The organism is Ideonella sp. B508-1, assembly GCF_000333615.1.
Classification (GTDB): domain Bacteria; phylum Pseudomonadota; class Gammaproteobacteria; order Burkholderiales; family Burkholderiaceae_C; genus Ideonella.
The window spans coordinates 1-8,265 of sequence record NZ_BADL01000598.1 but is presented as its reverse complement, the minus strand read 5'-3'; the positions used below and the strand labels follow the sequence as shown (position 1 = coordinate 8,265).

The window sequence follows — 8,265 nt, the reverse complement described above, 5'->3', positions numbered from 1 at the left end:
CATGGGCGTGGGCCACCGCATCGGCCACCTGCAGCAGCAGGGGCCACCCGCGCGCGCAGCGGCGTGTGGCGGGCCTGGCACCAGTGGTCGATGCGCTCGCCCTCCACGTACTCCATGGCCAGCCAGGGCCGGCCCAGGATGTCGACCCCGGCGTCGTAGAGGCGGGCAATGTGGGCATGCGCCAGGCCGGCCAGGATGCGCCGCTCACGGTTCAGGCGTTCGGCCAGGCTGCTGTCCCAGCCCAGGCGGGGCAGCTTCAGGGCCACGCTGCGTTCCAGCCCGCCATCGGCCCGCTCAGCCCGCCAGACGGTGCCCATGCCACCGCTGCCGATGGGCGCCAGCAGGCGCCAGGGGCCGACCTGCTGGCCGGGGGCGAGTTCGCCGGCCGCCAGGCCCGGCAGCGCGGCGTCCGGCACCGGCAGGGCCGGCAGGGCGGCCAGGAAGTCGTCGGTCTCGACCTGGGCCTGGGCATCGAGCAGCTGCTGCAGCACGAAGCGGTGGGCGGCCTGCTCGGGCGGCAGCGCGGCCAGCCAGGCCGGGCGCTCGGCCGGCGGCAGGGCCAGGGCCTGATCGAGCAGGGCGCTGAGCACCGGCCAGTCGGCCACCAGATGGGACAGCGGCTTCACCGGGCCGCTCCGCTCAGGCGCGCAGCGCGTGCGCGAGCAGCAGCCGGGCCTTCTCCCAGTCGCGCCGCACGGTGCGGTCGGTCAGGCCCAGGACGGTGGCGATCTCGGCCTCGGTCATGCCGCCGAAGTAGCGCATCTCCACCACCTGGGCCAGGCGCGGGTCCACCCGGGCCAGGTCCTGCAGCGCGGCATGCACGTCCAGGATCTCCTCGGCCGAATGGGCCACGCTGTCGGACACGGCGGTGTCCAGCGTCACATGCGGCTGGTCGCCGCCCCGCCGATCGGTGTGGGCCGCCCGGGCCGCGTCGACGATGACCGAACGCATCACCGCCGCCGCATAGCCCAGGAAGTGGGCCCGGTCGGCCGGTGTCAGGCCCTCGCGCTCGGCCAGGCGCAGGTAGCACTCGTTGACCAGGGCGGTGGTCTCGAGACCGCCGTCGCGCGGGTGCCGGGCCAGCCGGCGGTGGGCCACCTGCCGCAGCTCGGGGTAGAGCAACTCGAAGAGACGGTCCAGCGCGCCGCGTTCGCCCGCCCGCGCCCGGTTCATCAGCTCGGTCACCTCGCCCATGCACCTGCTCCCTGCACCGCATGCTGTGGAAGCGCCATGGTAGGGACAAACGGTGCCCTGTGCCTCCGGTCGGCAAGGGACGACTGTCAACAGACGTCACGGCCGTGGGCCCGGGTCGGGCGGTCCGTGGGCTGCCGCGGCCCCCTCAGGGCCCTGGCCAGCGTGCGCGCCAGCAAGGGCCACGCCACCGGCAGCATGGCCAGCACCACGGCCATCAGGCTGGCCAGGGCGCAGGCGGCCCCGGCCCCCCAGGGCGCGACGGCGAGCGCGAACACCGCCCCGAAGCCCGCCTTGCCGACCAGGCCGGCCAGATAGGCCTGCAGGAAGGCGCGGGCGCCGGCCGGGCCATGGCGGGCATGTTCGGCCACGGCCACCGCCACGCCGGCCACCGGCAGCGAGGCGATCAGGCCGGCGCCCAGGCTGCCCATGACCCCGCCCAGGGTGGCGGCCAGCGCCCCCAGGGCTCCGGCGGCCAGGGCGGTGAGCCAGATGGCCGGTGGCCGCGCCGCGCCCAGCCCCGCCACGGGCCGGCCCGGCCAGGCCCAGGCCACCACCGCGGTGCTGAGCAGGGCCAGCGCCAGGCTGCGCGAGAGCTGGCTGGCCGCCCAGCAGGCCGGGGCCACCGCCAGCGCCGCGACGCCGAGGGCGCCCACCAGCGTCCAGCCCAGGCGCCAGCGCCCGGCCAGCACCGCATAGGCGCCGGCAAAGGCGGCCAGCACCGTGCAGGCTGCCACGCTGGCCACGGCCGCGCGCGCCGCAAAGGCCGGGCCCTGGTCGGCCGCCAGCCAGACCAGGGCGGGCGCGGTGGTGGTGGGCAGGGCCGCCAGCAGCCCGGCCACCCGGTGCCCCGCGCCGCGCGCCAGTCCCATCAGCACCGCCACCGTCAGCGCGGTGGCCGCCGCCTTCCACAGCCCGTCCATGTCCTCTCCCCACCCGTGCTCCACCCACATGGCGGAGTCGTCTGAGGGGTGAACGACATCGGGCCGCGAAACCGGACATGGGCCGCCCGCCAAACGGGGTAGCCTTGGGCCGTCCATCCTCTGTTTTCGGGACAACGCCGTGACCTCACCCTTGCCGTCCGCCTCTTCGCCCACCGCTTCACCCGACAGCCTGGCCCAGCTGCAGCAGCGCCTGCGGGACTTTGCCGCCGAGCGCGACTGGCAGCCTTTCCATTCGCCCAAGAACCTGGCCTCGGCGCTGATCGTCGAGGCCGGCGAGCTGCTGGAGCACTTCCAGTGGCTGACCGAGGACCAGAGCCGCGCCCTGGCCCAGCCGGGGCCCGCCCAGGACGCGGTGGCCGCCGAGATGGCCGACGTGCTGCTCTACCTGGTGCAGCTGGCCAGCGCGCTGGAGGTGGACTTGCTGGACGCCGCCGCCCGCAAGATGGTGGTCAACGCGGCCAAGTACCCGGTGGCGAAGGCGCGCGGCCGGGCCGACCGGGCCAGCGCGCTGTGAGGCGGGCTCTCCCGTCGACCAGCCAGGCCCACAGCCGACTTCCCAGCGTGGCCCGCCGCTGCAGCTGCAACGTGGCGGCCGACAGGGCCTGCCACTGCCACTCGCCCGCGTCCTGCACCCGGTCCTGATGCCCCTCGGCCCAGACGGCCACCGGCTGCCACAGGCGTTCGCCCAGCCACTGGGCGGGCGGCCGGGCCTGCAGGCGCCCCTGGGCCAGCCAGAGCCGGTCGCCCCGGCGCAGGTGCAGGCTCAGGCACTGGCCGGCGGCCAGGGTGTGGGTGACGGTGGCGGGAGGGGTCAGGTCATCGGGGTGCATGGCCTCCACTGTGCGCAGCCGGGCCGCGGCCCGGCAGGCACAGCCGCGCACGCCCAGGCCCGCAACAGCCGCCCGGAAGGCCCTCTGTTCCGGTCTGATCCGCGACACTCTGTGTCTGTTGCGATTCGGGCCCCGCGCCCACACTGGCCCGCGCCATGAACCCGCTGTACCGCCGCATCGCCGACCAGTACCGGTCGGCCATCCACGCCGGCTCGCTGCGCCCGGGCGACCGCTTCCCGTCGGTGCGCGCGCTGATGCGCAGCCACGCCGTCAGCCTGTCCACCGCGCTGCAGGCCTGCCGCCAGCTGGAGGACGAGGGCTGGCTGGAGGCCCGCGCGCGCTCGGGCTACTTCGTGCAGCACCCGCGCCGGCGCGACCTGCCCCCGGCCGCCGAGCAGGGCCCGCGGCCCATCGACCCGGCGGCCTATGTCGGCATCTCGGCCCATGTCTCGGAGATCCTGGCCCGCGGCCAGCGCCAGCCGGTGAGCGCCAACCTGGCGCTGGCGGTGGCGCCCAGCGCGCTGTATCCGGGCGAGGCGCTCGCGCGCATCATGCAGCGCAAGCTGCGGCTGGCGCCCAACGCCCTGGTCAGCATGACCCGGCGGCACGGCCACCCGCTGCTGCGCGCCGCGCTGGCCCGGCGGGCCCTGGCCCGCGGCGTGACGGCCGCGCCCGAAGAGGTGGTCATCACCCAGGGCGCCACCGAGGCCATGAACCTGGCGCTGCGGGCGGTGACCCAGCCCGGCGGCACGGTGGCGGTGGAGTCGCCCAGCTTCTACGGCCTGCTGCAGATCATCGAGGCCCTGGGCCTGCGCGCCATCGAGCTGCCCACCAGCCCGCGCGACGGCCTGTCGGTGGAGGCCCTGGCCTTCGCGCTGGACAGCGACCCGTCCATCCAGGCGGTCGCCGTCATGCCCACCCTGCACAACCCGCTGGGCTGCACCATGCCCGACGAACGCAAGGCCGCCTTGGTGACCCTGTGCGCCGAACGCGGCGTGGCCCTGATCGAGGACGACATCTACGGCGAGATGAGCGCCCAGCCGGCGCGCCCGCTCAAGGCCTGGGACCGCGCTGGCGGGGTCATCCACTGCAACTCGCTGAGCAAGATCCTGGCGCCCGGCCTGCGCCTGGGCTGGATGCTGGCCGGGCGCTGGCAGGCCCGGGTGGAGATGCTCAAGTACACCCAGAGCCGCTTCCCGGAGGAGCTGCCCCAGGCCACGGTGGCCGAGTTCCTGGACAACCCGGCCTACGACCGCCACCTGCGGCGCCTGAACGAGGCCCTGCGCCAACACCGCGACGCCTATGCCGACCGCATCGCCACCCACTTCCCGCCCGGCACCCGGGTGACCCTGCCCGAGGGCGGCATGCTGCTGTGGCTGCAGCTGCCCGAAGGCGCCAGCGGCGACGCCCTGTTCGACGCCGCGCTGGCCCGGGGCATCAAGATCGCGCCGGGCTCCATGTTCTCCACCGGCCGGCGCTACGACGGCTGCGTGCGCCTGAGCTGCGGCCGGGCCATGGACGACGAAGTGGACGCCGCCCTGCGCACGCTGGGCACCTTGGCCGGCCGGGGCTGAGGCTCGCCCTTCGCCGTGAAGAAGTGCCGCGCGGAGGCGGTCACATGCCCCCGCATGGCGCTAGGGTAAACCCTTGATCCCCGACAATCCGGTCCTCGTCCGGTGTGCCGTCTTTCCGGGAACCCCGCCATGTCTTCCAGCCGCTCCCTGTGGACCCGTTACCTTCTGCCCGTGGGCCTGATGCAGGCGCCCCGGGGAGACCTGTTCCTGCTGCGCGCAACGCGGGTGGACAACCTGGAAACCTTGCGCCGCTGGATGCCGCACTACGTCAAGGTGCACGGCGTGCTGGCCGGCCTGCTGACGCTGGCCATGTGCGCGGCCGTCGGCCTGGGCCTGCCCTTCTGGCTGAACCTGCTGGGCGCCCTGGCCAACGCCGGCGAGCTGCTGCTGTTCATCGTCTTCACCGGCCTGGCCCTGGCCCTGCGCCTGCCGGTGCCGCCCAGCGGCTGGCACTGAACCTCGTCGGCCTCAATCCACCCGCTGCCGGTAGGCCCGGGGCGACACCCCCTCCCAGCGTTTGAAGGCCTGGGAGAAGCTGGAGAGGTCGGCAAAGCCCAGGCGCTCGGCGACCTCGCCCAGGCTCAGCCGGGCATCGGCCAGCAGGGCCAGGGCCTGGCTGCGGCGGGCTTCGGCCTGCAGCGCGCGCAGGGAGGTGCCCTCGGCCTGCAGGCGGCGCTTGAGGGTGCGCTCACTCAGGTGCAGGGCCCGGGCCAGCCGGCCCAGTTCGCTCTGCGCCGGCGCGGCCCCGCGGGCGGCCAGTTGCTGGCGCACCTGCTGGGCCGTGGCCAGGCGGGCGCGGCGCTGCTCCAGCATCTGGGCACAGAGCTGCTCGCACTGCGCCAGCGTCAGCGCATTGGCCTGGGCCAGGGGCCGGGCCAGCAGGCGGCGGTCGAAGGCCAGGCTGGTGTCGGGCGCGCCCCATTGCGGCACCGCGCCGGCCACCGGCCGGTCCAGCACCGGGGCGGGGCGGCCGCGGGTGGCCGGGCGCGGGGCCTGCAGGCGCAGCCAGGCCAGCGGCACGTCGGCGCCGGCCACCTCCTGCAGCAGCACCGCCGCCCCCACCAGATCGCGCTCGACCACAAAACGCTGCAGGCCGGCGGAGACCAGGTCCGGCGCGCCGAAGCTCAGCACGCCCAGCGCCCCCTCCTCGTGGTAACGGATGGCGGTGAAGGCATGGCTGAGCGGCAGGAAGCGCAACGCCAGCGCCAGCGCGTCGCCCGCCGTGGCGCTGGTGATGAGGGCGTAGCCCCACAGCCCGTAGTGCGAGAAGTGGTAGCGGGCCCCCACCGCCAACCCCAGGCCGGGCGGATGCCCCAGGGCCTTCAGCAGCTGGGTGGCGACGCTCAGCTCCTGGCCGGCCGACAGCAGGGTGTTGGGGTCGCCCAGCTGGGCCTCGGTGAGCCGGGTGCCGGCCAGCAGGTCGGCAGGGGCCAGGCCGTGCTCGCGGCCCACCTGCAACAGCAGGGCCACGCTGACGGGGCTGCGGTGGAAATCCCAGAAGTTGTTCATGGCGCGGGCCTCCTCACTTTCCCTGAGAGGCCATCAATTGGCCCGAATCATAAAGTGATCGGCCTCTTGGGCCCTGGGTGAAGACCCCGGCGGACCGCATCATCGCGGCCAGAAAAGCGAACGTGCGTTCGCCCGCCACACCGACCGGAGACCCGCCGTGCAGCAGACCCCGCCCTCCCCCTTGGTGGACCGTTTCGAGGCCCAGCGCCAGGCCTTTGGCCGACAGCCCTTTCCGACCCTGGCCGAGCGGCGCGACCGGCTGCAGCGCCTGGCCGCGCTGCTGGACCGCCACGAGGCGGCCCTGGTGCAGGCCATCAGCGCCGACTTCAGCGGCCGCAGCCCGCACGAGACCCGGCTGGCCGAGGCCTTCGTGGTGCGCGCCGGCCTGCGCCATGCGCTGCGCCATCTGAAGGGCTGGATGCGCGAGCGGCGCGTGCCCACCCAGCTGCACTTCCTGCCCGGGCGCAACCGCCTGCTGCCCCAGCCCCTGGGCGTGGTGGGCGTGGTGGCGCCCTGGAACTACCCGCTGCAGCTCTCGCTGGGCCCGGCGCTGGCGGCCCTGGCCGCGGGCAACCGGGTGCTGATCAAGCCTTCGGAGCTGACCCCGGCCTTCTCGGCCCTGCTGGAGCGAGTGGTGGCCGAGGCCTTCGCGCCCGACGAGATGAGTGTGGTGACCGGCGACGCCAGCGTGGGCCAGGCCTTCAGCCACCTGCCCTTCGACCACCTGTTCTTCACCGGCTCGACGCCGGTGGGCCGGCTGGTGGCCCAGGCCGCCGCCGCCAACCTGACGCCGGTGACGCTGGAACTGGGCGGCAAGTCGCCGGCCATCGTCGACAGCTCCGCCGACCTGGACGAGGCGGCCCAGCGCATCGCCTACGGCAAGCTGCTCAACGCCGGCCAGACCTGCGTGGCGCCCGACTACGTGCTGGTGCCCACCGGCCAGGGCGAGGCCCTGGCGCGGCGCATCGCCCGCGCGGCCGAGCGCATGTACCCAACGCTGCGCAACAACCCCGACTACACCGCCATCGTCAGCCCGCGCCACCACGCCCGGCTGCGCGACATGCTGGCCGAGGCCGCCGGCCTGGGTGCCACCATCGTGCAGGTCAACCCGGCCAACGAATCGCTGGAGCAGGGCACGCGCAAGATCGCGCCGACCCTGGTGCTCAACCCACCGGCCGGGGCACGCCTGATGCGCGAGGAGATCTTCGGCCCGGTGCTGCCCATCCTGGAGGTGCCCTCGCTGGACGCCGCCATCGCCCATGTCCAGCAAGGCGACCGGCCGCTGGCCCTGTACTGGTTCGGCCGCGACACGGCGCACCGCGACCGGGTGCTGCACGAGACGATCTCCGGCGGCGTCACCGTCAACGACTGCCTGTGGCACCTGGGCCAGGAGCACCAGCCCTTCGGCGGCGTGGGCGCCAGCGGCATGGGGGCCTACCACGGCGAGTGGGGCTTCAACACCTTCAGCAAGTTGAAGCCGGTGTTCCACCAGTCGCGCTGGGCCGGCACCGCGCTGTTCCGCCCGCCCTACGGCGCCACCTTCGAGCGCATCCTGGGCCTGCTGCAGCGCCTGGGTTGAGGCAGACGATGGCCGAGACGAACACCGAGATGCTGGACGCCCTGATCATCGGCAGCGGCTTTGCCGGGCTGGGCATGGCCGTGGCGCTGCGCCAGGCCGGCGAGACCCGCTTCCTGATCCTGGAGAAGGGCGGCGACGTGGGCGGCGTCTGGCGCGACAACGCCTACCCAGGCGCTGCCTGCGACGTGCCCTCGCACCTCTACTCCTTCTCCTTCGAGCCCAAGCCCGACTGGTCGCGCAGCTTCGCCACCCAACCCGAGATCCTGGACTACCTGCGCCACTGCGCCGACAAGTACGACCTGCGCCGCCACCTGCGCCTGCACACCGAGGTGCGCGAGGCCGCCTGGGACGAGGCCGCCCAGGGCTGGACGGTGACGCTGGCCAGTGGCGAGACGCTGCGGGCCCGACAGCTGATCACCGCCGTGGGCCAGCTCAGCCGCCCGGCCCTGCCCAACATCCCCGGCCTGGCGGACTTCGCCGGCCCGCGCTTCCACTCCGCGCAGTGGGACCACAGCGTGGCGCTGGAAGGCCAGCGGGTGGCGGTGATCGGCACCGGCGCCTCGGCCATCCAGTTCGTGCCGGCCATCGCGCCGCGGGTGGCCCAGCTCAGTGTGTTCCAGCGCTCGGCCGCCTATGTG

At 74.3% G+C, this 8,265-nt stretch carries 10 protein-coding genes; 5 read left to right on the top strand and 5 right to left on the bottom strand.

The genetic code is table 11. The annotated features are described in order from the left end of the window. The 3 genes from I73_RS34655 to I73_RS30290 all read right to left on the bottom strand — a co-directional run. A partial coding sequence (locus I73_RS34655; protein ID WP_026097144.1) for a protein kinase occupies positions 1-626 on the bottom strand: 626 nt, incomplete at its 3' end. Positions 627-639: 13 nt separating this feature from the next. After that, positions 640-1,194, bottom strand: a complete 555-nt coding sequence (locus tag I73_RS23820; protein ID WP_022982917.1) for an ECF-type sigma factor — start codon at positions 1,192-1,194, stop codon at positions 640-642. An 86-nt stretch (positions 1,195-1,280) separates the two neighbouring features. Then, positions 1,281-2,114 carry a hypothetical protein gene (locus I73_RS30290; RefSeq protein WP_022982916.1) on the bottom strand — a complete coding sequence of 278 codons (834 nt, stop codon included), beginning with the start codon at positions 2,112-2,114 and terminating at the stop codon, positions 1,281-1,283. A gap of 139 nt (positions 2,115-2,253) precedes the next feature. Here I73_RS30290 and I73_RS23810 point away from each other — a divergent pair, with 139 nt between their 5' ends. Next, the gene (locus I73_RS23810) at positions 2,254-2,649 is read left to right on the top strand and encodes a nucleotide pyrophosphohydrolase (protein WP_234409600.1); all 396 of its coding nucleotides are present in this window, start codon (positions 2,254-2,256) and stop codon (positions 2,647-2,649) included. Here the strand turns inward: I73_RS23810 and I73_RS23805 are convergent. Beyond that, complete coding sequence (locus I73_RS23805; RefSeq protein WP_022982914.1) at positions 2,585-2,965, bottom strand: hypothetical protein; 381 nt, start codon at positions 2,963-2,965, stop codon at positions 2,585-2,587. The genes I73_RS23810 and I73_RS23805 overlap by 65 nt on opposite strands. Before the next feature lie 155 nt (positions 2,966-3,120). On the opposite strand from I73_RS23805, the gene I73_RS23800 reads away from it, so the two are divergent. After that, positions 3,121-4,539, top strand: coding sequence for a PLP-dependent aminotransferase family protein (locus I73_RS23800; RefSeq protein ID WP_022982913.1), 1,419 nt, complete (start codon positions 3,121-3,123; stop codon positions 4,537-4,539). 129 nt (positions 4,540-4,668) lie between these two features. Next, on the top strand, positions 4,669-4,995 hold the full coding sequence (locus I73_RS23795) for a hypothetical protein (protein ID WP_022982912.1): 327 nt from the start codon (positions 4,669-4,671) through the stop codon (positions 4,993-4,995). 12 nt (positions 4,996-5,007) lie between these two features. Here I73_RS23795 and I73_RS23790 read toward each other — a convergent pair whose 3' ends face one another. After that, the gene (locus I73_RS23790; RefSeq protein ID WP_022982911.1) at positions 5,008-6,048 is read right to left on the bottom strand and encodes an AraC family transcriptional regulator; all 1,041 of its coding nucleotides are present in this window, start codon (positions 6,046-6,048) and stop codon (positions 5,008-5,010) included. A gap of 157 nt (positions 6,049-6,205) precedes the next feature. Here I73_RS23790 and I73_RS23785 point away from each other — a divergent pair, with 157 nt between their 5' ends. Then, the gene (locus I73_RS23785; protein WP_022982910.1) at positions 6,206-7,627 is read left to right on the top strand and encodes a coniferyl aldehyde dehydrogenase; all 1,422 of its coding nucleotides are present in this window, start codon (positions 6,206-6,208) and stop codon (positions 7,625-7,627) included. A gap of 8 nt (positions 7,628-7,635) precedes the next feature. After that, positions 7,636-8,265, top strand: a 630-nt coding sequence (locus I73_RS23780; RefSeq protein ID WP_022982909.1) for an NAD(P)/FAD-dependent oxidoreductase, incomplete at its 3' end; no start/stop codon positions are given.